The organism is Halomonas colorata (assembly GCF_014897985.1).
Lineage (GTDB): Bacteria > Pseudomonadota > Gammaproteobacteria > Pseudomonadales > Halomonadaceae > Vreelandella > Vreelandella colorata.
Genome location: NZ_JABUZA010000059.1, coordinates 1 through 24,716, shown reverse-complemented (window position 1 = coordinate 24,716; position 24,716 = coordinate 1). Strand labels below are relative to the sequence as shown.

24 protein-coding genes are annotated in these 24,716 nt (G+C 56.2%); 17 read left to right on the top strand and 7 right to left on the bottom strand.

Annotation, left to right across the window (positions count from 1 at the left end):
- Positions 1–379 precede the first annotated feature (379 nt).
- Positions 380–616, top strand: a complete 237-nt coding sequence (locus INT33_RS19510; RefSeq protein WP_193085829.1) for a hypothetical protein — start codon at positions 380–382, stop codon at positions 614–616.
- Position 617: 1 nt separating this feature from the next.
- Here INT33_RS19510 and INT33_RS19505 read toward each other — a convergent pair whose 3' ends face one another.
- The 7 genes from INT33_RS19505 to INT33_RS19475 form a co-directional block, all read right to left on the bottom strand.
- Positions 618–1,070 (bottom strand): S1 domain-containing protein, encoded by a 453-nt coding sequence (locus INT33_RS19505; RefSeq protein ID WP_193085830.1) that lies wholly within the window; start codon positions 1,068–1,070, stop codon positions 618–620.
- 70 nt (positions 1,071–1,140) lie between these two features.
- Positions 1,141–1,935, bottom strand: a complete 795-nt coding sequence (locus INT33_RS19500; RefSeq protein WP_193092788.1) for a S49 family peptidase — start codon at positions 1,933–1,935, stop codon at positions 1,141–1,143.
- A 172-nt stretch (positions 1,936–2,107) separates the two neighbouring features.
- Positions 2,108–3,265 (bottom strand): RNA-guided endonuclease InsQ/TnpB family protein, encoded by a 1,158-nt coding sequence (locus tag INT33_RS19495; RefSeq protein ID WP_193085832.1) that lies wholly within the window; start codon positions 3,263–3,265, stop codon positions 2,108–2,110.
- 31 nt (positions 3,266–3,296) lie between these two features.
- Positions 3,297–3,608: a hypothetical protein gene (locus INT33_RS19490; RefSeq protein WP_193085833.1), complete on the bottom strand. Its 312-nt coding sequence runs from the start codon at positions 3,606–3,608 to the stop codon at positions 3,297–3,299.
- A 10-nt stretch (positions 3,609–3,618) separates the two neighbouring features.
- Entirely contained in the window at positions 3,619–4,977 is a 1,359-nt protein-coding gene (locus INT33_RS19485; RefSeq protein WP_193085834.1) for a TonB C-terminal domain-containing protein, read from the bottom strand.
- Between the two features lie 37 nt (positions 4,978–5,014).
- Positions 5,015–5,806, bottom strand: a complete 792-nt coding sequence (locus tag INT33_RS19480; RefSeq protein ID WP_193085835.1) for a hypothetical protein — start codon at positions 5,804–5,806, stop codon at positions 5,015–5,017.
- Positions 5,807–5,820: 14 nt separating this feature from the next.
- Entirely contained in the window at positions 5,821–6,144 is a 324-nt protein-coding gene (locus INT33_RS19475) for a hypothetical protein (protein ID WP_193085836.1), read from the bottom strand.
- A gap of 206 nt (positions 6,145–6,350) precedes the next feature.
- Here INT33_RS19475 and mobH point away from each other — a divergent pair, with 206 nt between their 5' ends.
- The 16 genes from mobH to INT33_RS19395 all read left to right on the top strand — a co-directional run bounded on the left by mobH (position 6,351) and on the right by INT33_RS19395 (position 24,655).
- Positions 6,351–9,839, top strand: coding sequence for a MobH family relaxase (mobH, locus tag INT33_RS19470; RefSeq protein WP_193092787.1), 3,489 nt, complete (start codon positions 6,351–6,353; stop codon positions 9,837–9,839).
- Positions 9,829–12,612 (top strand): conjugative transfer system coupling protein TraD, encoded by a 2,784-nt coding sequence (gene traD / locus INT33_RS21490; protein WP_319022867.1) that lies wholly within the window; start codon positions 9,829–9,831, stop codon positions 12,610–12,612. Before mobH ends, traD begins: the two co-directional genes overlap by 11 nt.
- A 15-nt stretch (positions 12,613–12,627) precedes the next feature.
- Positions 12,628–13,257 (top strand): DUF4400 domain-containing protein, encoded by a 630-nt coding sequence (locus INT33_RS19460; RefSeq protein WP_319022868.1) that lies wholly within the window; start codon positions 12,628–12,630, stop codon positions 13,255–13,257.
- Between the two features lie 129 nt (positions 13,258–13,386).
- On the top strand, positions 13,387–13,668 hold the full coding sequence (traL, locus tag INT33_RS19455) for a type IV conjugative transfer system protein TraL (RefSeq protein ID WP_193085838.1): 282 nt from the start codon (positions 13,387–13,389) through the stop codon (positions 13,666–13,668).
- Positions 13,665–14,231 carry a TraE/TraK family type IV conjugative transfer system protein gene (locus INT33_RS19450; protein WP_193085839.1) on the top strand — a complete coding sequence of 189 codons (567 nt, stop codon included), beginning with the start codon at positions 13,665–13,667 and terminating at the stop codon, positions 14,229–14,231. Before traL ends, INT33_RS19450 begins: the two co-directional genes overlap by 4 nt.
- 16 nt (positions 14,232–14,247) lie before the next feature.
- Positions 14,248–15,183, top strand: a complete 936-nt coding sequence (locus INT33_RS19445) for a TraK domain-containing protein (protein WP_193085840.1) — start codon at positions 14,248–14,250, stop codon at positions 15,181–15,183.
- Positions 15,183–16,577: a TrbI/VirB10 family protein gene (locus tag INT33_RS19440; protein WP_193085841.1), complete on the top strand. Its 1,395-nt coding sequence runs from the start codon at positions 15,183–15,185 to the stop codon at positions 16,575–16,577. Before INT33_RS19445 ends, INT33_RS19440 begins: the two co-directional genes overlap by 1 nt.
- Positions 16,578–16,580: 3 nt before the next feature.
- The gene (locus INT33_RS19435) at positions 16,581–17,024 is read left to right on the top strand and encodes a TraV family lipoprotein (protein ID WP_226916829.1); all 444 of its coding nucleotides are present in this window, start codon (positions 16,581–16,583) and stop codon (positions 17,022–17,024) included.
- 225 nt (positions 17,025–17,249) lie between these two features.
- Entirely contained in the window at positions 17,250–17,696 is a 447-nt protein-coding gene (gene traA / locus INT33_RS19430) for a TraA family conjugative transfer protein (protein WP_226916830.1), read from the top strand.
- A gap of 154 nt (positions 17,697–17,850) precedes the next feature.
- Complete coding sequence (locus INT33_RS19425; RefSeq protein ID WP_193085842.1) at positions 17,851–18,630, top strand: disulfide isomerase DsbC N-terminal domain-containing protein; 780 nt, start codon at positions 17,851–17,853, stop codon at positions 18,628–18,630.
- Positions 18,631–18,639: 9 nt separating this feature from the next.
- Positions 18,640–21,081, top strand: coding sequence for a type IV secretion system protein TraC (gene traC, locus INT33_RS19420; protein ID WP_193085843.1), 2,442 nt, complete (start codon positions 18,640–18,642; stop codon positions 21,079–21,081).
- Positions 21,081–21,494, top strand: coding sequence for a hypothetical protein (locus INT33_RS19415; RefSeq protein WP_193085844.1), 414 nt, complete (start codon positions 21,081–21,083; stop codon positions 21,492–21,494). The genes traC and INT33_RS19415 overlap by 1 nt, the downstream gene beginning before the upstream one ends.
- A complete protein-coding gene (locus INT33_RS19410; RefSeq protein WP_193085845.1) occupies positions 21,494–22,012 on the top strand; it encodes a S26 family signal peptidase in 519 nt (172 codons plus the stop codon). Before INT33_RS19415 ends, INT33_RS19410 begins: the two co-directional genes overlap by 1 nt.
- Positions 21,975–23,348 carry a TrbC family F-type conjugative pilus assembly protein gene (locus tag INT33_RS19405; RefSeq protein WP_193085846.1) on the top strand — a complete coding sequence of 458 codons (1,374 nt, stop codon included), beginning with the start codon at positions 21,975–21,977 and terminating at the stop codon, positions 23,346–23,348. The genes INT33_RS19410 and INT33_RS19405 overlap by 38 nt, the downstream gene beginning before the upstream one ends.
- A gap of 10 nt (positions 23,349–23,358) precedes the next feature.
- Positions 23,359–24,108, top strand: a complete 750-nt coding sequence (locus INT33_RS19400; RefSeq protein WP_193085847.1) for an EAL domain-containing protein — start codon at positions 23,359–23,361, stop codon at positions 24,106–24,108.
- A complete protein-coding gene (locus tag INT33_RS19395; protein ID WP_193092786.1) occupies positions 24,095–24,655 on the top strand; it encodes a TraU family protein in 561 nt (186 codons plus the stop codon). The genes INT33_RS19400 and INT33_RS19395 overlap by 14 nt, the downstream gene beginning before the upstream one ends.
- Positions 24,656–24,716: the final 61 nt, after the last annotated feature.

The following is a 24,716-nucleotide window of genomic DNA, read 5'->3' as shown; positions in this document are numbered from 1 at the left end:
AATATCCTCAGTCTTGCGCTCGGGCATGAGCGTCCAGAAGTGGGAATCCCCGTCCTTTAGGGCGGGGAGGATGTCAAGGATCGCCTTGAGCGTTTTGAATGGGTAAGTCAGTTGTCCTGTGATACCCAACGACGATTCTTTACGACGCTGTTTGACATGCGGGAACACGACGAAATTCCAACGTCTTTGGTCGCTGTATGATTAGCTAATGTTGTTCAAACTGATGGATAGACGTATCTCTTGGCCCAACGGTTTTTCTCTGGATCAGGTGTCGTGATGGCAAGTTATTTAATTGCCGGTAGCGTTGTGCGCCAGCTCACCTTGCGATTTACACCATGGGATGTCCGCTGATCCGAGTAATTAACAATGGAGCGAAACAATGCCAGCACAAATTTTGGATTTTCCCACGTCCGCCGTGTCCCGTCACAATAGCAACATTCGTTCGCCCGAGTACGAACTGTCGGCAAAGGTTATCGCCTCCCTAGAAGCGTTGACACTGCCCCAGCACCACAACCTTCGGGCAGCGCTGAATGACTACTGGGAACGTAAGCAGCAGGGCGTCGATGTTGCCATTTATAGTGACGGGTACAGCTTGCTGGTTGCCCCTCGCCAGTAATTTAACCAAAGCACGCGTTCAGGGCGTCCCGTAACGCCGTCAGGTCGTCCTGATAAGACGTGGACGCACTCGAAAGAGGCTCGCCCTCGCTATCGGTAATGTGCCATCTGTACCCGTCCTCGTTCACAAAGACCTCAATCCATCCTTTTTTATCTTGCAACGCGAGCTGGTGAATCACCCCTGTCGGCTGGATGATGCCCAGATCAAGCGCCAACTGCTTGCCCTGCGCCCAGCCTGCTTGCCAGGACTCATCCTCGGACGTTCCCGCTGCGTAAGGATTGTGGGTCGCTCGATTGCGGGTAGAGGTAGGGGCCGGTTTGCCTGCGAGACACCAGGCCAATCCTTCTTGACACCCTTCCCACATGGGGCGGCTACGGGTGACGTGAGAGCTGAGGTGAACCGTCATTAAGCGCAAGGCTTCTTCGTAATGCTCGGGTGTTACGGGGGCTGACATAGGATAGTGCCTCCTTGCTTGCCGAAAGATCAGAGACGCTATCCTACCATTTTGCGCCTGACAGCCTATATCAATAGCGCATTTCGATGCTGTGTTGGTCTTGAGTGGCCGGTGAGAAAACGGACGCCATCACACCAGGCATTCGGCGCAAGAATTGTTCCAGTGCATTGCCACGCACGCTGTAGTTGCGGACGCTTGGATACCCGTCGTCACTGGGCAGCAGTCGATCAAACAATTCCTCAAGCATCAGGGTTTCATCGACCAGGCCAACATCCACGGCTTCGATGCCGCTCCAGACAGCGCCGGAGAACACGATGTCGTCATACGGCGTGTCGGCGAGGGCATGGCGGCCTTCTTTCACGTCGTCAATGAACTGTTGGTGAACATCGCCGAGCATGGCGGAAAACCGTTCTGTCGTTTGTGGGTCTTCGGGCAGAAAAGGGTCAAGCATGGCCTTGTTATCGCCCGAGGTATAGACCCGTCGTTCGACACCCAGGTTCTCCATGGCGTCAGTAAAGCCAAAGCTGGCGCTGATCACGCCAATAGAGCCCACGATGCTCGATGGCGAGGCATAGATGGTGTCTGTTCCCGCCGCAATGTAATACGCGCCCGATGCCCCCATATCGCGGATATAACTCACAATCGGCACGTCATGGCGATCTCGAAAATCCTTTAAGGCATGATACACCCGCTGGGATTCCGTTGGGCTGCCGCCTGGTGAGTTGATGTTAAGCACCAGTGCCTTGGTGGCGTCGTTGTCCAGCGCACGACGAATGCCGGAAATGATCTGGTTAGCGCTGACGCCATTGCTGGCCTGGATGGGGCTATTCACGTCCACCACCGCGATATGCTGCTCGCTTTCCATCGACTGTGCCGGATTGTTCAGTGTATGGTTGACCTCCTCCCCTCCCTCAGCTTGCGCTGCCGTCTGACGACGGAAAGGAAGGGGATTCCCTGGTTGTTGCCTTCCAGGTTCCTGCTTCGCAGCCCGTTGCCCTTGGTGATAGCACCTCAGGTCTTACACAAGCTCCACAGGCTTAACCTCCCGTGAGTCCCACGGTAGTTTTCTCATGCTGGCGGAGCTTGTCGGCCCCGGCCAAGATCGCTTTGCCCGATTGAAGTATGTTGCGAGCAGCGTTCACGTCGCGGTCAATGCCTTGGGTGCCACAGCCAGGGCAGTCCCAAGTACGCACGTTCAGTGGCATCTTCTCGGTGATATGGCCACAGTGAAAGCAGCGTTTCGAACTGGGAAACCACTTGTCGATCTGGACGAAATCACGCCCGTACCGTTCGGCCTTGTACGTCAGTTGTTGCGTGAGCTGATGCCAGCCCACGTCGCTGATGGCCTTGGCCAGTGAGCGGTTTTTGACCATATTCTTAATTTGCAAACTCTCGGCAGCAATGACTTGGTTCTCGTGAATAAGCTGCGTGGAGAGTTTATGGGTGGCGTCGCGACGCTGGTCGGCCAGCTTGGCATGTACCTTAGCCACCCGAAGCCGCGCTTTGGCGCGGTTATTGGAACCTTTCTGTTTACGCGACAGGTTCCGTTGCGCCCGCGCCAGCTTACGCTCGGTACGGCGTAGAAAACGCGGGTTGGGGACTTTTTCGCCGTGACTGGTGATAACGCGATGCGTCAGCCCCAGATCAATGCCGACCATTTTGGGGGTAACCGGCAGTGGTGTGGCCGCTTCCACCACCAAAAAGCTGACGTGGTAGCGGCCAGCGGTGTCACAACTCACCGTGATACTGCTCGGCGTGCCGGAAAAATACCGACTCCAGCGGATATTGAGCGGGTCTTTTTGCTTGGCCAGCCACAATTTGCCGTCGCGCCAACGAAAACCGTTGGCCATGTAAGTGGCTGATTGCTTGCGCTGCTTCTTCTTGAACGTGGGATACCGCGCCTGACCTTTGAAAAAATTGCTAAACGCCCGATCCAGATGCCGGAGTGACTGTTGCAAGCAGACGTTGGATACCTCGGCCAGAAACGCCGTGTCTGGCTCTTTCTTGAGGCTGGTGAGCGCTTTGGCGGTGGCGTTGTAGCCCATGCGCTCCTGACGCTCGAACCAGGCATCGGTGCGCTGCCGCAGGAAATGGTTGTAGACGTACCGCACACAGCCAAACGTCCGGGCAAGCTGGTCAGCTTGCTCGGGCGTGGGATAGAACCGATAACGGTAGGCGCGATGTACGGTGGTCATGGATTGAATCTAACGCGGTAAATATAGCCTGTCAACCAAGAGGCGCTACGCGCCTCGCGCTATCCTTCCCCGGCCTAAAAGGCCGAGGTTTGACGCGCAATTTGATCAGATAGGTCGTGTTACCGATACCGGCGGCCACCACCGCGAGCAGTCCAAATCGAAACGCCAATGTGAACCGACGAGCGCGGCGTTGATCGTGGTACATTCGCTGCATCCAGGCGTCCAGATTTTCTATCTGGACAAAGCGCTGCAACTCCCGCAAAGCGTCGGCATCCTGGGGCAAGTCCTTGAGCGCTGCCAGGTTGTTTTCCGGTGGTTGGGGCTTTTTCTTGCGTCCGAACATAGTGGCATCCTTAACGTATTCCGTTGGGGTGGGCGTGAATCATGAACTGATCAAATGTCTGCTGTTCACCTTGGGGGTAATGGCGTATGCCTCGAAATGGCGCAGCGTTGTCGATGGCCCGCATGACAAGACGATCAAAGTTGATATCGCCGCTGCCTTTGTCGATCTGCAAGTCCATGACCACGCCCAGCGGCAGGCTCAACGACACCTCGATGGCCGTATCGGCGTTAAGCTGGCCTTCCCAGCGTGACGCGTTCAGCACGGTCAGCTCCCGCTCAATGGCCGCCAGCATTTCATCAAAATAATCGACCGACAGGTATTCGCTGGGAAGCCGTGGCGTGTCGTCGTCCTCAAACAAGGCTACCTGCTCGGGCGCTTGTTGGCTGCGCCGGAACTGCTCGGGACTTGCCGGTGGACGCCCGAAACTGAAAAGCATCGTCTGTGTTGTCTCTTGCAACCAGGGCTGAAGCTCGTTGAACTCGAAAAACGGGGCTGCTTGATGTAGTGCGTTCATCACGCTCTCGTCATAAGCCGTGCGCCCCGTGGAATGTTCGATGGCCATTGAGGCGATACGATGATCCTCGTCCAGGTTGACTGATATCAGCGTGCCGTCAGGAACGAAGCGCGACTCAGGTGGCTCCCATGTCTGATACACCCTATGCCCCAGGTTGTCGGCAAGTGCCTGCAACCTTCCGCTGGAGAGAAACGCAATCTGTTGCTGTGCCATTTCACGCGCTGACAGGTCGTTTGCGCCAATACCGGCACGCAGCTGCCAGGCGGCCATTTCCATTGCGGATTCAATCGCAGCGGGGCGTAGGCTGTATTCGTAGTGACTGCCCAATAATCGGGCGATACGCTGGTAAAGCGTGTCGATCTGCTCAGAGATGCGTATTGTGTCGTCCTCATCGGGTGCGACGTAGACAATGGGGGCAGCCCCCAAGTCACCGAGGGGGATATCACGCAGCAGGCGTTGGGTGGACACTGGCCCTGTGGCAATCGCCTGTTGCTGTCGTACTAGACTGGCAGGCGAGAAAAAGGACAGCTCGCCGGTGTCCTGTTGCTCGTAATGCTGTTGGGCAGCCGCCTGAGCTTGTGCGAGGACAGTGGCATGATCAATATCCTCTTGAGGCTCCAGTACGACATTGACGCGATCCACGGGGGAGGGGGTGCCTGGTTGCGGGGTTTCTGTCTCCAGAATCCCGACGACGATCCAGACGGCCAATGCCCCCGTCGCCCCGACAATGGCCAAGTTCAAGGGCGTGACGTGTTGTTTGGGAGCCTTTGCATTCGCGCCCTCTGTGGCGGTGTCGGACGCCGCCCGTGTTTTTGCCTTGGCGTGTCGCGTCTTGCCTTTCCAAAATGGTGTCATGGCACGTTGACGCCCCCGTTGCCGAGGGCGCTCCATGTTAAAGATTCAAGGCTTTGCAGTCAGGCACGGTGCTTTGGGGCCGCACGGAGTCGCGTACAATGCTCAAATCCCGCTGAGAAGCGCCGTCCATTTCACAAAACCGCTCCCAGGCACGCAGGTAGTCGTAATAGTCGTGGGAGGGCATCTCGCAATAAGTGATCAGCTCGGGTACGTTGTCGCGTCCCTCGCCGGTCACAAAGCGCCAGTCATCTTCGTCCATCCCGTTGCCGCTGTCGCAAAAGCGTGTCCAACGCGAAATCTCGTACATGGAATAGCCTTGTGGATCGCTGGTGATCCAGTCGCGGGCATGTCGATTCTCGCTGGGCTCCATGGATTTCAGGGCAGCAATCGCTTCTTGTGCTTCAACTTCTGACAAGTCAGCGGTATCAACCAGGTGTTTGGCCATGGCGTCGTCACTGAGCGCCTGCATCCGTTGGCGCAGGGTATTGAAGTCGGTGTTGACCACATGCACATAACCAGGCTCACGCATGGCCGCGCCACCTTGACCGGCATTACTGAACGAAAGCGTCAGTCCCCGAGAAATGCGTTCCCCCCGTTCAATGGCCGGTGCCAGTTGATCCGCATACGCCTTGACCTGGTGGTAACGGCTCACATTGAACGTCGTCGGGTACTCGGCGGCGGCGGTTTGATACAGCGGGACATTTTCTTGCAGCCAGGCGCTTGAAGGGCGTTCGGGTATATCCGGCAAAGGGTCTTTATCCAGTGTTGTGCAACCTGTCACGATCATCCCAGCCCCGAGGGCCGCGCAGAGCAGTGTCTTGTTGACCATAGTGTTTCTTCTCCTTAACCAGTGATTTTGTGGCGTACTTGGTTTAGCTCGATACGGCCATTGAGTTGGGTGTCATAGAGCGATTCCAGATGATGCCGAATCGTCAGAGGCTCCATGCGTCGCCGTCCAATCGCGGCCTGAGCAAGCTGGGTTTGTTTCATGACAATAGGCGTCAGTAATTCATGCAGACCGTGTTGCGCGTCGGGTTGGCTGTGCAATGACGAAAACAGACCGCGCAGCATGGCGTTATTACCGCCGATTCGAGCCGCCACCGCCCAAAGTGCTGCTGTCTCCTGCGCACTTTCCAGTTCAATCATCACTCGTTGGTTATCCATCATTTCTACTTTCATAAGATAAAAGCGATTTATCGCTTACCTCCTTTTGCCCTAACAACAATCGGCCATCGGCGTCAGTGGCCACGATGTTTTTCCAGTCTAAAGGGGGCGTCCGGCGGGGCAGGCTCGCTGAATTGCTAAAAATTAAGCCTTTAGCGGCGATGGCCTTATAAAAACGCGTGTAACACTGGTGACTAAAGGAGGAAGCAATGAGCCTAGTCACCATCCGTAAATGGCTGAATCGGTTTCGTTCAGCGTCATCGTCGTCAGTCGATTTCGAGTCGGAAATACCCCGCTATCCACCGTTTGCGAGAGGCTTGCCGGTCGCTCCTGCCGACACGATTCTGGATACCCAGAAGGCGCTGATTGCCAGCATTCGTGAAGGGCTTGCGCTGGGGGATCAGTTCGATGGGCTCGTTATTCCCGTTATCAGTCGCTTTGCCGAGTATGTGCATCTGCTACCGGCGTCAGAGAACCATCATCACCGTGGCGCAGGAGGGTTATTCCGTCACAGCCTGGAAGTCGGGTTTTACGCGGCGCGATCATCGGAAGCGGTCGTCTTTAATCGTCAAACCTATCCCAGTCGGCTCAAGGCATTGGAGCCCCGCTGGCGCATGGCCGCTTTTCTGGGCGGGTTGTTTCATGATGCGGGTAAGCCGATTTCCGATGTCACCGTGGTCACACCGGACGGACAGCATGAATGGAACACGTTTACCGATCCGACCATTTACGAATGGGCCACACGGTTGGGGATTGAGCGTTATCACCTACGCTGGACGCCGAATCGCCATGGTCGCCACGAACGCCATACCCCGCACGCGCTGTACCAGCTGATGACGCCGGAAATGAAAGGCTACCTTCAGGAAGCGGGCAAGGAAGTACCGGAAGCCTTAATGGACGCGCTGACGGGGCTATCCGTCACCACGCCGTTGAGTAAGATCATCATTTCGGCGGATAGCGGCAGTGTCGAAAAAGACCTGCGAGAACAACATATAGGGCATGTGGATCAGCACGCGGTAGGTGTCGCGGCAGAACGCTACATTATCAGTGCTATCCGCTCACTGGTGGCCGAAGGCGAGTGGAAAGCGAACGCAGCAGGGTCAGTGTTATGGATTGGTGAGGACGGTGCCTACATCAACTGGCGGCCCGCTGCCAAGCAGATCACTCAGCGCCTTGCCAAAGACAAGATTCCTGGGATTCCCCAAGCCCCCGAGTCACTGGCAGAAATCCTGCTGGGGCGCGACCTGGCGGAAGGGCAGCGGGTGGTCACAGGCACCGATAACGTCGATACCCTGCCGTATTGGCGTGTCAGGGTGGGCGGCATCAACACCGGCGATGGAACGGCGCATATCGAGTTTCTGGCGCTCAAGATGCCGCTGGATGTGATTTACAGCAGTGTTTCCGCACCGCCTAGTTGGGAGGACATAACGCTGGTGAGTCCAGAGGCAGAGGCGTCGGAGAGTCCCCGCGAGCAAGTCAGCGCCCAACCAACGGAACCATCAGCGACGGCAGAAGTTACCCCAGAAACAGCCTCCGAGACGGAAGGCGAGACGCCCCATGAAACGAGCGACGAGGCGAATCCGTCCAACGCTGGGTCAGAATCGACCGTCAGGCACGATCCTGCCACTGAAGCCACTGAAGCCACTGAAGCCACTGAAGCCACTGAAGCCACTGAAGCCACTGAAGCCACTGAAGCCACTGAAGCCAGTGAAGCCAGTGAAGCCAGTGAAGCCAGTGAAGCCAGTGAAGCATCAACCCCTGCGCCGTCAGAGGGTGAGATGCCTTCACGGGTAAAACGCTCCTTGACACAACTGTTCAAGAAAAAGCCAGAAGCCCCAAAGGCGTCGGAATCCGTGACACCTGCGACACCCTCCACGGAGGACGCCGCCGATGCCCCCACGTCAGCATCGACTGTCCACGATAAAACAGCAACTTCATCGCCAACCTCGGCAGAGATAGACACAACGGAAGTAGCAGATACGGAAAGCGAACCACCAGAGGTATCCCCCGAATCCGTCTCATCGGCCAATGACACCGACGATGACCATACCGCGTTGGCCGGACAGAGCGGCGAGATGGAGGATGATGGTCAGGGTGATGCAAAAGTGTCGCCTGTGGAGATCGAGCTGGAGATTGAGGAAGAAGACGACTATAGCGATATCGCCATGGACAATGAAGGCGATATTAAGGGAAGCGACGCGACCTCGGCCCATAGTGAACCACCGCCCCCTGACACTCAGGTATCGGCACTCAGCAGCTTTCTGGCAGAGTTAAGCAAGCCAGGAAAACATGATCCGGCCCCGACGACACCAGCACCCGCTCATTCGGAGCACGTTCAGCCGCCTGACGTAAACCAGAAAACCGCGAGTGATACATCAGCCACGACATACCAGCACGATACACAAACAGATGCCGACGACCAGGTGACATCCCCTGAACATCCGAGGGGCAAGCAAACGCCCAATACCACGTCCGTCACCTTATCTGACGATCAGCCGTCTACGCCTGCCGAGGCCCAGTCGAAACCGCCTTCCCGAAAGGCGAAGTCCAGCGGCAAGCCAAGCGTCGCGCTGAACGTCACTGCGCCTGTGCGTGTCGGTATGCCTGTGTCAGAGACGGAGACACCCGCCGAAACAGCGCCGCCGCGTGGGATGATGCCCGTCAAAACCGATGCACCCGCGCTAAACAGGATGAAACCGGCGACAACCGATGCCCATCAATCACAGAAGCGACCGTCGTTTGCCGACATACCAAGCCCCAAGAAAACACCCAAAGCATCACCATCGCTTTCTGATAAGAAAAAGAGCCCGACGCCTAAGCCGCAACCCAAGCCCAAACCGCCAGCGGTGCCAACGCACCTAGAGTTGTTTAACGCCATGCTCGACGGGCTGGATACGAACGCTCGGTCGCTTGGCGAGCGACTATCCGTTCACCCTGATAGCAATGGCGATGTCCTGAAAGTGCATTTGAAGACGTTGGCCAAGGCCACCGGCTATGCCATACCGGAAACCCTGAAAGGGCTTGAGCGCCATCACTTCATTACTGAGTCACCAGCGTCAAATGGGCCGACGTGGCTGACGCTGGACGGTAACGGGAAAAAGCGCCTCAAAAAAGCACTCACTAAAACGACGGCCTACCAGCAGCATATTGAGCACATAGCGAAAGAAGCGGCACTGCATCAAGCCCCTATCGTGTCGTCACTATCACGCCGGTCAAAGACCGCCGCCAAAACAGCGCCCTCGACGACAACGGGCTCTCATCCGCCATCCAATGACGATTCGGCATCGACCCTCAAGGCCGATACCCCGTGGTGGCGTGACCAGGCGGTGACAGACACCCCTGGAAAGCGTGAAAACGATGATACCAAGGGGGACAGCCTGACTGACGACAGCGAAAAACGGCAGAGTTCGTCAATCCAAACGGAGGATGAAGCCGTTGATGAATTGATCCGGCAGATCAAACAGGGAGAAGGCCGCTGGTTGACAACACGCGTTGAGACGGTGGGTAGGGAGCGCCGTGTTAGTGATGCCGTGCTTGAAAACGTGCGCCACGAAAACCCTGCAATGACTCGGATGATTCTCGTAGCGGCTATAAGGCGCTTATCTTCCAAAGGCATATACCGAGGTAAGGGCCGCATCATTGTCACCCTCACCGATAACAGCACGACGCAGCAACAGGAGCTTAACGATGGACGTTAATTATGAAATGCCCTGGCGGCCCAACTACGAGCTTCATGCCAGTACCGCCTGGATGGGAGCTGCTGGATTGTCCTATGGGGTTAACATGCTCAGTACCATGCCCCCACAGCCGTTTTACTGGATGATGGGGATTTGTGGGGTCATGGCCATGCGTCATATTCCCAAAGCAGTCAAGTTATCTCGCTTGCAAAAGCATCTGGGCGGACGTGACTTGGCGTTTATGAAGCTGCCCGAGTTGCAAAAGCTGATCGCCAAACACCCGTCAGAAATGTGGTTGGGGTATGGCTTTACCTGGGAGCAGCGCCATTGCCAGCGAGCCTTTGAGATTCTGAAACGTGACTGGTCAATTACCGAGCAATTTGATCGCCGTCGCGTCTCCAAGAACACCGAACCGCCGCTGGGACAGACCTGGATTCATGGCGTCGAGCCACAAGAGGAAAAAATCTACCAGCCCCTCAAACACGCGGAAGGGCATACGCTGATCGTGGGGACTACCGGCTCAGGTAAGGCACAACCCATTGATTCTAAAGTACATTCACCATCAGGCTGGCGTCTCATGGGCGATATCGTACCAGGCGACGATGTTTCGCTTCCGTGTGGTGGAACCGCTAAGGTCGCTGGCGTTTACCCCCAAGGGAAAAAGGCCATTTACAACGTCCAACTGGAAGATGGCCGGACACCGCAGGCGTGTGATGAACACCTCTGGCCGATTTACAGCGAGGGCCGTGGTGATGCCGACGTTATCTCCACCCAGGAAGTCCGTCAGCGGTTACAAGCTGGAACGCCCTGCTATCTGCCCCTGCCCGAAGCGGTTGAGAAACCGTCAGTGGACACACGCCTTGAACCGTATCTGGTGGGCAACCTGTTGGGAATCGCGGGACAGCCCGATGCTCAGTTGCAGATGACCGCGATGGTCAGTCAGCTCTACGGGGCAGAGCCATCGCTGGACGATCCCACGATCCGACCCACTGGCACCGGCAGCCCGTCGGTCGCGCCTGAGCCCCCATGCCAATCAACAATACCGTCAGAACATGTCGTGCGCACCTGGTTATCCTGGATTGGATCGCAATTGGCTGAGGGGAGTATCGCCCAGCGCTCGGATGTACTTTCCGGCTGGCTGGATACAGCCGCGCATATGCAAGAGGAAACTGTCTGGGTGCCTTGTCAGGATGATGGTATGCAGGGACTTTTTCAGTCGCTTGTTCGTTCATTGGGCGGGATAGCGACAGCCAGCGGAGAGGGCGTGTCTATCCGTCACCCACGGCTGCATCATTTCGTCCGTGACCCGCAACTCCAAAATGCGCTGTCGCGTCTGCCGCTTGAGACATTTCGACAAAGTAGCTTTATCAGGATTGACGCGATCCGCTGGGCGGGCCAGAAGCCAGCACAGTGTCTCTATGTGGATCACCCGTCACACCTTTATATTACCGACGACTATACCGTGACGCACAATACCCGCATGTTTGATGTGCTCATCAGCCAGGCCGTGCTGCGCGGTGAAGCGGTCATCATCATTGATCCGAAAGGCGATAAGGAACTGCGGGATAACGCTCGCAAAGCCTGTGAAGCACTGGGCCAACCGGAACGTATGGTGACATTCCACCCAGGCTTTCCAGAAGAATCAGTACGCATTGACCCCTTGCGTAACTTCACCCGTATCACCGAAATTGCCTCACGGATTGCGGCTTTGATTCCATCCGAGTCGGGCGCTGATCCCTTTACCGCGTTCGGCTGGCAAGCGCTGAACAATATCGCACAAGGACTGATGATGGCGTATGAGCGCCCCACGCTCAGGCGTCTACGGCGTTTTCTGGAAGGGGGCGCGGCTGGACTTGTGATCAAAGCCATCACGGCGTACTGCGACACGCGACTTGATAACTGGGAAACCACCGCGAAAACCTACCTGGATAAAGCGAAGAAAGGCACCATCGAGCAACGTGCCTTGATGCTGACCCAATTCTACTACGAGGAAGTCCAGCCGGATCATCCCAGCACTGAGCTGGAAGGGCTGCTGTCGATGTTTGAGCACGATGGCACCCACTTCAGCAAGATGGTCGCTAACCTGCTGCCGATCATGAACATGCTCACCAGTGGCGAACTCGGTTCGATGCTGTCACCCGATTACGACGACAAACAGGATACGCGTCCTGTTCTGGATACAGCCAAGATCATCAATGAGGCCAAGGTGGCGTATATCGGGCTCGATTCACTCACCGATAACGTGGTGGCCAGCGCCATCGGCTCCATGTTCCTCGCCGACCTGACCGCCGTGGCGGGGGATCGCTACAACTACGGCGTCGACAATAAATCGGTCAACTTGTTTGTCGATGAAGCCGCCGAAGTGATCTCCGACTCTCTGATCACCCTGCTTAATAAAGGGCGCGGCTCCAAGTTTCGGCTTTTTGTGGCGACGCAGACATTTGCCGATTTTGCCGCACGCATGGGCAGTCAGGATAAAGCGCTCCAGGTGCTTGGGAACATCAACAACACCTTGGCGCTGCGCGTCAAAGATACCGATACCCAGGAATATATCGTCAAGGGCTTTCCCACAACACGCGTGCAATATGTGATGCGCACACAGGGGCAGAACACCCATAGCGATGAACCCGTCCTGCACGGCGGCAACCAAGGCGAGCGATTGATGGAGGAAGAAAGCGAGCTGTTTCCTTCCCAGCTGCTCGGGATGCTGCCGAATCTGGAGTTTATCGGCAATATCAGTGGGGGAAAGCTGATCAAGGGACGGCTACCTATTCTCGTTTCGGATAAGGATTGAACAGGAGACGCAATCGTGAAACTTTCTCTCGGCACGCTCTTGATGCTTTTTGCCCTTCAAGTCTTCCTGATCCTTGTGTTTGTGCCTGGTGACTGGACAGAAACGGTGATCGAGCGTGAAGCCGTCAAAGTGCAGCGGGTACTCGGCACCGATACGCGGGAATGGGTGCATGAAACAGCACAGCGCTGGTACGACACCTCGATGATCGACTCCGGTGCGTATGAGGCCATGCACAGCCATGTCATACCGTCCCCCGAGCAACGGGCGAATAGCCGTGGAATGCAGAACTTTGGCAACCATGTCTTTGCCTGGGCGGAAGATCGCCTGGGAGCCATGATGCGGGTGATTTATCAGGTGTATGCGCGTACTGCGATGGCTCTGTTGTGGGCTCCCTACCTGGTGATTCTATTGATTCCAGCCATTTATGACGGCGTGATGCGTTGGAAAATCAAGCAAACCAATTTTGATTATGCCTCGCCCGTGGTTAGCCGCTATGGCGTTCGTGGGATGTTTTTTGTGAGTCAGGCGATGTTGATCGCGTTCTTGCTACCACTGGCGCTGAATCCACTTCTGATTCCGTTAGCGATGATGCTGTCAACGGTTATGCTGGGATTGACGCTGGCCAACTACCAGAAACGACTTTAATCCACCAAGAAGCAAAACGCCGCCAAAACAGTCATTAACCGCCAATTGCCCAAAAATCCCACCTTCAGCGGCGCTATGTTTTCCCCTTTTTCTCGACAATAGAGCGACATCGAAAAAAGGGGAACGCTCATGGAGCCTGTCAAGATACCAACCCGCTGTGATGAACCCGTCCATATTATGTTCTGGCGACTGGATGAAATGCTGCCGGTCTTTGTTGGCCTGTGCTTCGGCCTACTGATTGGCCAGGTGTTTCTGTGCATGGCGCTGGGCGCAGTGATCACGCACTTCTTCAAAAAATACCTCGACCTGCACCCTGACGGCTTCATGCTCCACATCGTCTATTGGTTCGGTGTGACGCGTAAGAAAGCCCGCCTGATGATCAATCCCTATATTCGGACACTACTGCCATGAAATTGAGTCGCTATCTCGACACCTTCCACGGAGCCATGTCGGAAAACCGCTTTTCCCGTATTGCCATTCTGGGGCTTAGTGCGGCCCTGGTGATGACAGCGGTGGCATCGCTGAGTAAGGATTCCGTAGTGACAGTGCAACCCTACACCTTGACCGAGGAAGCCTGGATTACCCAAGCCAATGCCTCGCAATCGTACAAGGAAGCCTGGGGGATGATGCTTGCCACCATGACCGGCAATGTCACACCGGCCACCCTGGATTTTGTACGCGAGCGCATCCAGCCGCTTTTGTCGTCAGAGGTTTACCAGCAAGCCATGGAGGCACTGGAGCTGCAAGCGACGTATATCCGCAACGACCGTATTTCCATGCGGTTTGAGCCGCGTGAAGTGGTGTATCGGGAAAACAGCAACAAGGTCATGGTGACAGGGGACAGTTACATGATCAGCCCCAACGGCGAATCCATCCGAGATCGCCGCACCTACGAATATGTCATCGACATCCGCAACTACGCGCCTGTGGTGAGCTACATCAACACCTACACCGGACGCCCACGCCTTGACTAATCAGGAGAACATCACCATGGAGATGCCACGCCAATTTGCGCGTTGCTCAGTGGCCCTGGCCATGGGCGTTGCCCTTTTAGGAGCCTCCGTTCATGCCGATGAAATGCCCGTCGTCCCCAGCTCGGTACTGACCGGCGCACCGTCGCCGATTGAGCCAGGGGGAAATGCACCGAACAGCCGCGTCAGTAACCGCGATGCGTCCCCGTCCAGTACAGGGGCGCTGAATCGCAATAGCCATATCACGGTGAAAGCCGGTGAAAATACGCTGGTGCCGGTGGCCATTGATCATTTGAACCGCGTCGTGACACCGTTTTCTCATCCACAAGTCACCACGACCTCGGCGGCCACCACGCAGATACGCGAAAACGTGGTGTACGTTGGGACGGAAGAAGAAGCCCCTGTCACCTTGTTCATTACCCAGAAGGATTCGGAAAACCAGGCCATTTCACTAACCTTGGTGCCACGCCGTATCGCCCCGCGTGAACTCTTTGTCAATCTGGATACCACCACCCGAGCGTCATTGGGTATCGGCACCAACCGCCGAGCCGAACGCTGGGAAACCGGCCAGCCCTATGTGGAAACCCTGCGTGATTTGCTGCGCCATGTAGCACTGGGCGATACACCGTCGGGCTATACGCTGAACGATCCGACCCCCGCGATGTTGCCATCCTGTCAGCAGGCAGGGCTGAGTTTTGATTTTGCCAACGGGCAAATGCTGCATGGCAATAACTTTACTGTCGCCATTGGCGTCGCTGAAAACACCTCCGGCAGTCAACCGCTGGAGTTCAAGGAAGCGGCGTGTGGTAACTGGAACGTCGGGGCCGTGGCCGCCTGGCCGGATAACGTCATTGCACCGGATGACGCTACCGAGGTCTATGTGGTGTTGCGTCATGATGAACCCGCGATTGCGCCTGAGCGTGAGCGCCCGTCATTGCTACAAGGGGGTCACTGATGATCAGCGCGTTTAATCGACTTACACCGAAACAAAAACAGATGGTGGCCGTAGGTGGGGCGCTCGGGGCGGCCATGCTGGTCGTGACGATTGCCATGTCGAGCCAGGACACCACCACATCCGGCCAGAGTGCCGATGACGATATTCGCTATATTCTGACGGATCGGGATACCCGTGATGTCACCATGGATTCCCTTGCTGCTCAGTTGACGGCGGCCCAGCAATCCAGTGACGAGCTGCGCGAGCAGTTTGAGCGCTTGCAAGAGCAAGTGGCCGTTGAGAGTCAGTCGGGAATTCCCTCTAGCGTTACCCGTGAGCTGGATAGCCTGTCACGCCAGATTGACCTGCTGCGGGAAGAAAACCGTAACCAGCGCGAGCGCACGGACAGCATTGATCTTGAGGCCGTCGCTCAGATGCAACAGGCCGGTAGTCGCGTTGATCCGACGGACAACCTGCCTACCGTGATTGAGGATACGCCTCCGGCTGACAACGACACGGATACCAACGGCGCAGCGAACGACGATGCACCCACCTCTCTGCCGGATTTCGGTGATGAGGGCCGTGCGCTGACCGAAGCGGATATTTTCAGGGAGCGTCCCGTGCAACGCCGCGTCAATCCTGAGACGCCAGAACAGCAGAGCGGCGACGGTAATAATGAAGACGGTGAGCAACCCCCGTCGTTGAGCATCACGACGTACTACCAAGAAGATCATCCCGATGATCAGGTTGAGGAAGAAGAAGCCCGCGCCGCCTATTTGCCGTCAGGCTCAATTGTCAGTGGTGTACTGCTGAACGGTTTGGATGCGCCAACAGGGCAGGGCGCTCGCCGCGATCCTTTCCCTGTCACGATCCGCATCAAACACGATGCGATTTTGCCCAACCGCTTTAGTGCCAACGTCAAGGAATGCTTCATGTTGCTCAGTGGCCACGGGGAGCTGTCTACAGAACGCGCCTATTTGCGTGGCAACAACGTGTCGTGCATGACAGACGAGGGCGATGTGATTGAAACCGAGCTCCGTGGCTATGCCGTTGGTGAAGACGGCAAAGCGGGTCTACGGGGCCGTTTGGTCAGCAAACAGGGCGCGATGATTGCTCGCTCCATGGTCGCCGGTTTCTTCTCCGGTGCTGCCGGTGCCTTTGATGTCAGCCCGATTCCGGTGATTAACACCCAGTCGGTCGATGGTCAGCAACAATACCAGTCCAATTACAGCTCTGATCTGTTGAAAGGAGCCGGTGCGCAAGGGGCCGGACAAGCACTGGATCGCGTGGCGGAGTTCTATATCGAAATGGCCGAAGACATCTTCCCTGTGGTGGAAATCGACTCGGGCCGCGACGTGGATGTAATTCTGACGCAAGGGCTCTCCATGCAGCCTAAACAATTTGATCAGGAGTAATCTATGACTTCGACGTTCAAGATGATCACCGTGGCCGGTATGCTGGCCATTCTTTCCGGCTGCACGGCGCTCAGTGGGGGCAGTGGCAACTATTCATGTGAGGGGATGGGTGGCGACGCCGAAGAGGGGTGCATGTCAGTACGGGACACCTATGAGGATACGCATGTACTCGATGACACCAACGCCGTCGAGCCTACGCAGGTCGCCCTTGAGAATGCGCGGCATGTTGCCGAGTCCTATGTGTCGCCACAGCTGCCCAACCGCCCCGTGCCGGTGCGTACACCGGCGGAAGTCATGCGTATCTGGGTGGCTCCATGGGAAAGTGATCGGGGTGATTTGATGACCAATGGGTACGTTTATACCGAAATTGAGCCGCGCCGCTGGACACTGGGAGATCAGCCAGGTGGCCAGAACACCCGCACGCTTGATCCGTTAAGCCCGCAATAGGCGCACCGTTTTCCAATCGGCGCGTCAACGCCAAAATGGCCCTGGGTGTCTTCACGCCCAGGGCTTTTTCGTGATGGATTCGTGATCGAGTGTCGTTTTGGAAATTTGATGATAAATATCACGATTGCCCAAAAATCCTGACTTCCGCTGCGATGGCCTTTGGGCTGCCCCCATTATGCTGATACCTGCACGATACCACCTATCACATACTCCACGGAGATTGTTATGGCACTAACGATGGATGCGCTTGGGAATCACATGGGGCAAAGCCTGAGCCTGAACGCGGTGTCCTTGCGGCGTTTCGCCGGTCGCAATAAAACCGCCTTATTCGCACTGGCCCTTATGGCGACTTACTTGTTCTTGGCCTCTGAGGCCGTGGCAGGGACAGCCACGGCTGGCGAGGATGAAGATACCTTCGGTGAGGTCTGGACAACGATTCAAGGCTGGACGCAAGGCACCTTCGGACGAATTATCGCCCTGACCCTGGTGCTGGTGGGGGCCGCCATGGGCGTTGTTCGCCAGTCGTTGATCACCTTTGTTGTCGGTGTGGCAATGGGCCTGGGTCTTTATAACGCCCCGCTGATTATCGACACCATCATGGGGGCCAGCATTGAAGACATGGCCATCATGACAGAGGCCGGAATCAATATGATGGGTAACGGCATGGAGTGATCGCTACTCGCTGTTTATCGGGGGAACTTCGCACGGCCCGTCTTTCTTAAAGGCGGGCCTTTTTGTAACTCACCAAAAAATCACTATTCCGCAAGCCGAGCCTTTTGGCGCGATCCGTACACTTGGAAGATCATTGATATTCAAGGGTATAACCATGCGCGTTACGACCATGACAGCTGCCGCTTTGCTGGCCCTCACCTCCGCGTCGACACTCCAGGCCAATCTCACCGACTCATCACCGTCTGCGTTTAATGTCCGTGAAGACCTCAATCCGCTGATCCCGCACCTGGGGAGCCTCAAACCCCATGCCATGACCGAGCTGCCCATTAAGGGACTGGTCGGCATCGAGTCTGACGGTGAGGTGCTGTTTATCTCGGATAACGGGCGCTATGCGTTTCAGGGCAGGGCGCATGATCTTTGGTACAACCTGCCGCTGGATAACATGGACGCCATCAACAAAAGTGCGACCACACTGGCCATCAGTGAGATGGGCATCGACACCCGTGCGCTCAATGCCCTGACGCTGGGTGATCCTGACGCACCGATGGATCAAGTACATACCGTGTTCATTGATCCGGCCTGTGGCCACTGCCTTACCTATGTTGACCAGGTGGCTGACCTGGCCCTTCAGGACATGAGCGTGTCCTTCGTGATTATCCCCGCCTTCGGTGAATCGTCTTATGCCGCTGCCGAGCATGTGGCTTGTCTGGACGATGACGTGGATGACGCGCAGCTGTTGGAGGCGCTGCTTGATGAATCCATCACATCGCTGCCAAGGCGCGAGGCGGACGACTGCGACATGACCAATTACCGCTCAACGCTCGTTCTTGCCGAGCAACTTCAGGTTGATGGCGTTCCGTTTACCACGACTGCCGCCGGTGAGGTGGTGCGTGGTATTCCCAGTGATATTTCTGCCTTGTTTCGTAACGAATAGGAGATGGCCATGGCCACGGTGTCTGTCCGTAAACAAATGGATGACCAGCTCATCCCCGATGATCAACAAGCCGCGTCCCTGTTTCCGGTGTTGGCGTATAGCCCCGATGACGAACTGTTCTATATGCAGGACTTCAGCATCGGCTTTGCCTTTCATTGCGAGCCGCTACCTGGCGGTGACGAAAAGGTGCAAGAGCGTATTTCGAGCTTTCTGAACAGCCATTACCCCGAAGGCACGATGGTTCAGTTCATGCTGTACCGCTCGCCGGATATTACGTCTCATACCAACCAAGCCTTGCAGCTGCGGGATGTCTATGACCACCCGCTGTTGACGCCAGCCATTCAGGAGCGGATTAACTTCTTCAAGCGATATGCCGGTGAGCCCCTGCTGATCAAGTCACGTCGGGGGCTGTTTGATAACGGCCTGGTTCAAGACTTGAAGCTGCTGGTGGCGTTCAAGATTCCCATTGCATCGGCCTTGCCAACCGATCAGGAAATACGGGATATCACCACGGTTAAGGAAAACGCCAAATCCGCTCTGAACATGATAGGGCTTGGGCCTCGTTCCATGTCGGCCAAAAGCTATAAACGCTTTATGGGAAGCCTGTGCAACTGGGGGCAAAGTGCCAGCTGGAAAACCGGCTACGACGAATGGGAACAGGAACGCCTGCTCAGTGAGCAGATTCTTGATTTTGATGCCGCCATTGAGGTGAAGCGCGACTACCTGGAAGTCGGCGACCACTACGTTCGCACCCTGTCCGCGAAGAAATTGCCACCGGCCTTTTATTTCGGCAACGCCATTACCTATATCGGCGATATGTCAGGGCGTGGTGATGCGGTCAAGGAAAACTACATGGTCGTGGCCACGGTGTTCTATCCGCCCGCCAAGAAGTCCAAGGACAAACTGGAGGCCAAGCGAAAATTCACGATCAGTCAGGCGAAAGGCCCGATTCTAAAGTTTGTGCCGGTACTGGCTGAGAAAAAAGATTCGTTTGACACGCTCTATAAAGACCTTGGTGATGGGGCCACGCCGTTACAGATGTCCTTCAGTGTGGTGATGTTCGCGCCGACGCTGGAACGTCTCAATAGCGCCTCGACGGCGATAAAAGGGTTTTTCAGCGAACAGCGCTTTTCCATGATGGAAGATCGCTATGTGCATCTACCGATGTTTTTGAACAGCCTGCCACTGTGCTGTGATCGCAATTCGGTCAGCGACCTGCACCGCTTCAAAACCATGACGGGCAACCAGGCCGCCGTGCTGGTGCCGGTATTTGGTGAGTGGAAAGGCACTGGCACGCACCACCTGTCGCTGTTGTCACGCAACGGACAACTGATGTCGCTGTCGCTGCACGATTCTGATACCAACAAAAACTGCGTGATTGCCGCTGAATCTGGTTCAGGTAAGTCATTCCTTGCCAACGACGCCATCATTTCCTACATGAGCGAAGGGGCGCAGGTCTGGATCATTGACGCGGGCAAGTCGTACAAAAACCTGTGTGAAGTGCTGGGTGGCGATTTTCTGGAGTTTTCGGAAGGCTCTGACATCAAGCTGAACCCGTTTGAGCTGGTCAAGGACTACAAGGATGAGGAAGACGCGCTGGTATCGCTGGTATCGGCCATGGCGTCGCAAAACGGGAATCTTAATGAATATCAGGTCGCGTCGTTAAAGCGCGTCATGGCGGAACTCTGGGATGAAATTGGCACGACCATGACCGTTGACCGGATCGCCGAGCGTTGCCTTAAATCCGATGACAAGCGTGTAACCGATATCGGCACGCAGCTATATCCTTTCACCCAAGACGGCGCATACGGAAGTTATTTCGATAGCAACAACATCAATTTCAAAAACAACCTGACGGTACTGGAGCTTGATGAGCTTCAGGGTCGCCGTCACTTGCGTCAGGTAATCCTGTTACAGCTGATCTACCAGATTCAGCAGGCGGTCTTTCTCGGTGATCGCTCCAGACGGAAAGTGCTGCTCATCGACGAAGCCTGGGATTTGATCAAGGACGGTGAAATTGCCACCTTCATGGAACATGCCTACCGGAAATTCCGTAAGGCCAATGCCAGTGCCGTGATCTGCACCCAGTCCATCAATGATCTGTACCAGAACACTGTCGGCCAGGCAATTTCTGAAAACTCCGCGACCATGTTGCTGCTGGGGCAGACGGCGGAGACGGTGGAATCCGTCAAGAAGTCCGGCTACCTCGCCCTGCCGCCAGGCGGATTTGATGTGCTGCGCACGGTGAATACGGTGGCGGGTGTCTATTCGGAAATCTTCGTCAAGAGTAAACACGGCATGGGCGTGGGCCGCCTGATTGTCGGTGAGTTCCAGAAACTTCTCTATTCCACTGATCCAACCGATGTAAACGCCATCAATGCCTACCAGAAGCGCGGCATGAACGTCACGGACGCGATTCACGCCGTCATGGCCGACAGAGGGGTGGCCTGATGCCGTTGATGACGCTTAAAGGGGCCATGGTCAATCTTGGGGTTGCCTCAGTGTTCGCGCTGGGGTGTTTCACGTTCATTCAACATCAACAGATATCGGCTTTGAGCGACCAGCTTGAACGCTACCCGCAACTGGCCGTCGTCGATGTCGGCGAACTCGGGGCGCTCATGGCACTTTCCAACACCGACACTGCTGGCGAACGCCAGGTCATGATGGCTGAAACCCTCAGCATCCTCTCATCAGAAGGGTTTTTGATCGTGGATCAGCAAAATGTGCTGACAGCGCCCCGTCACAGCCTTATCAAGCCTGAGACGCTACTGGAAAGCGCAGGCATCGAGGTGAGCCAGACGTTGCGCGATGACATTGACCTGCCCCCACGCCCAGCCTCCCAGCCATCAGGGGGGAATCCTTGATGTTGAGAATGCCTTGCTGGATCGCCACCCGTCGCCGTTTTCTGGTGAAAGCGGGGGTGTCACTGGCCATCATTGTCGGCGGGGGAACCTATGTGGCCGAGCGATTCACCTTCGGCGCTGACCCTGCCCAGCACCGCTGCCTTGCCGACTATCGCACCTTTGTCGTGGATCATCATCGCCATGATATTGAACGCAACCAGCTCGTTGCCTTCCACGCTGAAGGTATTGAGCCCTTCTTTCCCGATGGCACCTTGATTGCGAAATACGTTCGTGGCGTGCCAGGCGATACGGTGGCCATCACGCCATCCCATGACGTGATGGTGAACGGTGAGGTGATCGAAACCGGCCTGCCGTATGCCGAACAGGCGGGCCTTGATCCTGATGATCTCGTCGGTCAGCGCACACTCAACGAGGGTGAATACTGGGTGATGGGGGATACCGACTACGCATTTGATTCACGTTATTGGGGGACGATTCGCCATGACCAGATCAGCGGCAAAGCCAATGGGCTTTTCTAAATCTCTGTTGGCGGCGGCGGTGGCCGTCAGTGTCGCCATGGGGGCGCAAGCGCAAAGTATCAGCGACGCCGACCGAGCACTGCTGCGCCAGACCAACGAAAACATTGCCGAGGTCATTGATGACATGGCACTTGAGACGCTTGAGCAATCGGCTCAGGACAACCTGGCGCGTCACCAGGCCGATACCGGCGTGCCGTCACTTGAAGATCGAGGCTCTGTCGAGACACAGCGCCAGAAAGCGGAAGACGCCTCTGAGCTTTTCTATCGGGAGCACGAAATCATCATTTTTGCCTCTCTCTCTCTGGCGGGGCAGGGGCTTGACGACATTCTGGCGGTCGCTGCCGCGAATCCGCGTATTGCCGTCGTGTTTCGCGGGGTGCCGGAAGGCATGAAAATCGACGAAGGCATGGAGATCATTCAGCGGCTTGCCTACGACTACGACCCCATGCCGACGGTCGCTATTGATCCCACCATGTTTACCGAACACGGCGTTGAGGCAGTGCCGACCATGGTGGTGATGGAGCCACCACCGCAAAACGTGGCCACACCCACTATTCCCAGCCTGGAAAGCCTGCTCGATGAGGGCGAGGACGTGCCGGATGTGCTGAGTCAACTGGGATCACAAGCGCTTGAAAAAACCGAAACGCGCCGTGTGCTGGCCAAAGTCCAGGGGTTGACGGAACCGATGTGGGTACAGCGCCAGCTAGAAGCCGGTAAGCGCGGGGATATGGGGATTCAGGGGCCGCTGGAAGCCATTGAAGAACCCAACCTGATTGACGTAATGAAACAGAAAGCCCTGGCGATTGACTGGGACGCGGAAAAGCAGGGAGCCGTCGACCGCTTCTGGACACGTCAGGATGAACAGTTGATTTGGAAACCCGTCACCAGGGAGCCCCGTACTCGTCGTATTGATCCGAGTGTCACGGTTGTTCGGGACATCAAGGACGCCGAAGGCAATGTGTTGACGCCTGCCGGAACCGAGATTAACCCGCTTGAGCAGATGCCCTTTGATATCGCCCTGGTCATTTTCGATGGCGACGATCTGGGGCAGCTGGAGGTAGCGCGGGAACGCGGACGCGAGCTGGAGCGCACTTCAGGCATCCGCGAAGTGATGTACCTGATGACCCATTTCGACACCTTGGAAGGATGGGACGGCTATGAAGCCATCTCCGACACCCTGGATCGCCATGTGTATCTCTTGACGCCCGATGTTGACACCCGCTTTGAGATTGAGCGCGTGCCATCCGTTGTCACGGCGGACGATACCCATTTCATTGTTGAGGAAATTGTACCGCCGACGGCTGCCAATACCGCGTTGGTGCTCCAACAGGATTAAGGATTTTCTGATGACACAACCACACCACACGACCTTGGCAACACAACATATCATGGACTCGCTGACGGGCATGACGCTGGGCATGGAAGTGTTTATCCGTCTGATCAATCAACAAGGCCATACGCATGGCCCCTGTCCTGTGCGCCTTAAAGGCCAGTGGGCGGATATTGATCGCCATGTTGCCCAGACCCTTCTCTCGCTGACTCAGGGCGGGTTTCTGGATTACTTCAGCGGCTTTGTCAGCCTCAACCTGGCCTCGGAAACGCTGGCGGATAAGGCAAAAATGGACAGGCTGCTGCCGGTCTACGGACAGCTCAACGATGCCCTGGTAGGCGGGCTGGTCGTCGAAACATCCGAATCGGCAGACGAATTTGATATTGAGCGCCACTGGCAAGCGCTCGGTCGTAGCGCCCGTTTTATTGCCCTGGACGACTACGGTAAGGCGCGTTCAACCCCCGAACGCCTGACACGATTTGACTGGCATATCTGCAAGGCCGACACCCCTCGCGTGTTAGAGGATACCCGTTACAGTGATCCGCTCCGTGATCATCACTTCGTCGTGGTGGAAAACATCGAAACACGTCAAGAAGCCCGTCGGTGCCTTCAGGAAGGTTTTGAGGCCCAACAGGGTTACTGGCACCACAAGCCGCTGGCACTCCCACCGTTGATCATGGAAGGGCGAGAGATGGTGATTCATGTACCCAAGACGCCCCCCTTACTGGATGCCACGCTGACAGGAGGTGTTTATGCGGTGGATTAAGGCGATCTTTTTGGGTCTGGCTTTTTGGCTGGGTATGTCGACGCCGACATTGGCCGCGCCAGGGTGTAGTGATGCGGGCGTGCTTGGCCCAAACATGATTTCCAACGTGTGCTGGTCGTGCATGTTCCCGCTTCGTGTGGCAGGCATTCCGCTTAACGGCAGTAACTCGGGTGCGCCCTCCGGTCATGCCTCCAGCCCCCTGTGCTTCTGCGAAGGGTCACTGGGGATTCCGACGCCAGGGGTGGTGATCTCCATGTGGGAACCGGCGCGGCTGGTCGAGCTTCAGCGCGTACCAGGGTGCATGAGTTCGCTAGGCGGTATCCGCCTGCCGTTTGACCGGAAGTTTCAGGGCTCTCACGGGGATTCCACCAACGAAGTGGAAAAGCAGTTTATGCACTATCACTACTTTGCCTTCCCTCTGTTTGCGATGCTCGATCTGTTCTCCATCATGCCGTGTTCCGACAACTATCTGGATTTCGATTTGATGTTTGTCAGCGAGCTAGACCCGACCTGGAACAACGACACCCTGGGCATTGCTGTCCCATAGTTTTTGATCATAAAGGGATTCTCATCTGAGGATCCCTTTTTTGTGGCTCTGGCGATGGCGG

Bases quoted from the DNA above. Each gene is read 5' to 3' on its own strand.
- INT33_RS19425 (WP_193085842.1), top strand. From the start codon at position 17,851: ATGCGCGTTACGACCATGACAGCTGCCGCTTTGCTGGCCCTCACCTCC.
- mobH (WP_193092787.1), top strand. From the start codon at position 6,351: ATGAGCCTAGTCACCATCCGTAAATGGCTGAATCGGTTTCGTTCAGCG.
- traD (WP_319022867.1), top strand. From the start codon at position 9,829: ATGGACGTTAATTATGAAATGCCCTGGCGGCCCAACTACGAGCTTCAT.
- INT33_RS19450 (WP_193085839.1), top strand. From the start codon at position 13,665: ATGAAATTGAGTCGCTATCTCGACACCTTCCACGGAGCCATGTCGGAA.
- INT33_RS19405 (WP_193085846.1), top strand. From the start codon at position 21,975: ATGACCAGATCAGCGGCAAAGCCAATGGGCTTTTCTAAATCTCTGTTG.
- INT33_RS19485 (WP_193085834.1), bottom strand. From the start codon at position 4,977: ATGACACCATTTTGGAAAGGCAAGACGCGACACGCCAAGGCAAAAACA.
- INT33_RS19435 (WP_226916829.1), top strand. From the start codon at position 16,581: ATGACTTCGACGTTCAAGATGATCACCGTGGCCGGTATGCTGGCCATT.
- INT33_RS19440 (WP_193085841.1), top strand. From the start codon at position 15,183: ATGATCAGCGCGTTTAATCGACTTACACCGAAACAAAAACAGATGGTG.
- INT33_RS19480 (WP_193085835.1), bottom strand. From the start codon at position 5,806: ATGGTCAACAAGACACTGCTCTGCGCGGCCCTCGGGGCTGGGATGATC.
- traL (WP_193085838.1), top strand. From the start codon at position 13,387: ATGGAGCCTGTCAAGATACCAACCCGCTGTGATGAACCCGTCCATATT.
- INT33_RS19475 (WP_193085836.1), bottom strand. From the start codon at position 6,144: ATGATGGATAACCAACGAGTGATGATTGAACTGGAAAGTGCGCAGGAG.
- INT33_RS19510 (WP_193085829.1), top strand. From the start codon at position 380: ATGCCAGCACAAATTTTGGATTTTCCCACGTCCGCCGTGTCCCGTCAC.
- INT33_RS19415 (WP_193085844.1), top strand. From the start codon at position 21,081: ATGCCGTTGATGACGCTTAAAGGGGCCATGGTCAATCTTGGGGTTGCC.
- INT33_RS19505 (WP_193085830.1), bottom strand. From the start codon at position 1,070: ATGTCAGCCCCCGTAACACCCGAGCATTACGAAGAAGCCTTGCGCTTA.
- INT33_RS19490 (WP_193085833.1), bottom strand. From the start codon at position 3,608: ATGTTCGGACGCAAGAAAAAGCCCCAACCACCGGAAAACAACCTGGCA.
- INT33_RS19410 (WP_193085845.1), top strand. From the start codon at position 21,494: ATGTTGAGAATGCCTTGCTGGATCGCCACCCGTCGCCGTTTTCTGGTG.
- INT33_RS19400 (WP_193085847.1), top strand. From the start codon at position 23,359: ATGACACAACCACACCACACGACCTTGGCAACACAACATATCATGGAC.
- INT33_RS19500 (WP_193092788.1), bottom strand. From the start codon at position 1,935: ATGGAAAGCGAGCAGCATATCGCGGTGGTGGACGTGAATAGCCCCATC.
- traC (WP_193085843.1), top strand. From the start codon at position 18,640: ATGGCCACGGTGTCTGTCCGTAAACAAATGGATGACCAGCTCATCCCC.
- INT33_RS19445 (WP_193085840.1), top strand. From the start codon at position 14,248: ATGGAGATGCCACGCCAATTTGCGCGTTGCTCAGTGGCCCTGGCCATG.
- INT33_RS19495 (WP_193085832.1), bottom strand. From the start codon at position 3,265: ATGACCACCGTACATCGCGCCTACCGTTATCGGTTCTATCCCACGCCC.
- INT33_RS19395 (WP_193092786.1), top strand. From the start codon at position 24,095: ATGCGGTGGATTAAGGCGATCTTTTTGGGTCTGGCTTTTTGGCTGGGT.
- traA (WP_226916830.1), top strand. From the start codon at position 17,250: ATGGCACTAACGATGGATGCGCTTGGGAATCACATGGGGCAAAGCCTG.